Annotated in this window: 2 protein-coding genes; both read left to right on the top strand. The window is 68.9% G+C overall.

The genetic code is table 11. The features are described from left to right. The coding region (locus tag AC097L_RS24720) for a cholesterol oxidase substrate-binding domain-containing protein (RefSeq protein WP_479589363.1) at positions 1–253 on the top strand (253 nt) is incomplete at its 5' end. Further along, positions 250–1,317: HlyD family secretion protein (locus tag AC097L_RS24715; protein ID WP_479589362.1), on the top strand; the 1,068-nt coding region annotated here is incomplete at its 3' end. The genes AC097L_RS24720 and AC097L_RS24715, both read left to right, overlap by 4 nt.

Raw genomic sequence — 1,317 nt, 5'->3', positions numbered from 1 at the left:
CGAGATCGAGCAGTGGATGCTGTCGAACTTCTCGGGCAGCTACGCCGCCGTGCGGCCCGAATGGTCCAAAGGCTGGGGCTACACCGACACCGCCGCCTGGGACGATGCCCACGTGCTCGGCTACACCGTGCCGCAGGCCTACCGCGACGGGCAAGCCATCGGCGAGCGCTGGGAAGCAGCCCAGACCGCCTACAACCAGCACGACCCCTACCGGGTGTTCAGCTCTCCACTGCTGGACCGGCTGCTGCCTTGAGCGTGCCTGCCCCGCCGCTGTTCCGGCCCGAGGCACTGGAGCGGCAGCACCGCAACTGGCTCGGCAGCATCACCATGGTGCGACCACTCAGCTATGGCGTGTGGACGGCGCTGGCCTGTGGCATGGCGCTGCTGGTGGTGGGCTTTTTCACCTGGGGCAGCTACACCCAGCGCAGCACCTTGTCGGGCCATCTGATGCCGTCCACCGGGCTGGTGCGGGTGCACGTGCCGCAATCGGGCGTGGTGCAGCGCATGCGGGTGGCAGAAGGCCAGAGCGTGCAGCAGGGCCAGGCCTTGTTCGATCTGGGCAGCGACCGCCAGTCCGCCAGCGGGTCATCGGACAGCGGCGTGCACGCCACGGTGAGCGCACGCGTGCGGCAGCGCGGCGATTCTCTACAGACCCAGACGGCCCAGACCTTGGCCTTGCAAACGCAGGAGACAAGCGCCTTGGCGGCACGTCTCGCCCGGCTGAAGGCGCAGGCCGATACGCTGGACGCGCAAATCGCCAGCCAACGCCAACGCACCACGCTCGCCGCCGAAACGGAAGCCCGCTCTGCGGGCCTGGTGGCGCAAGGCTTCTATTCCAAAGAGCAGGCCCAGCAACGCCAGGCCGAACTGCTGGACCAACAGGTCAAGCTGCAAGGCCTGCTGCGCGAGCAAGCCCACACCGCCCAAGAAATCCAGGCGCGCAGCGACGAACTGCGCGCCCTGCCCTTGCGCCACCAGGCCCAATTGGCCGAACTGGAACGCAACCGCCTGGGCGTGGAACAAGAGCTGGCCGAGAGCGAGTCACTGCGGCAACTGGTCATCCACGCGCCACAGGGCGGGGTGGTGACGGCCATCGTGGCCGAAGCCGGGCAAACCGCTGACCCCGGGCGGGCGCTGCTGAGCATCGTGCCCGCAGGCGCGGTGCTGCAGGCCCATCTGTATGCGCCGAGCCGCGCCATCGGCTTCATCCGCGTGGGCGACACCGTGCGCCTGCGCTACCAGGCATACCCCTACCAGAAGTTCGGCCAGGCCCAGGGCGTGGTGTCGGCGATTGCGAAGACCGCCCTGCCCGCTGCC

The organism is Rhodoferax sp. RT5P35 (assembly GCF_056521385.1).
Note: the sequence above shows the minus strand (reverse complement) of the source record. Positions and strands in the feature narration are given on the sequence as shown.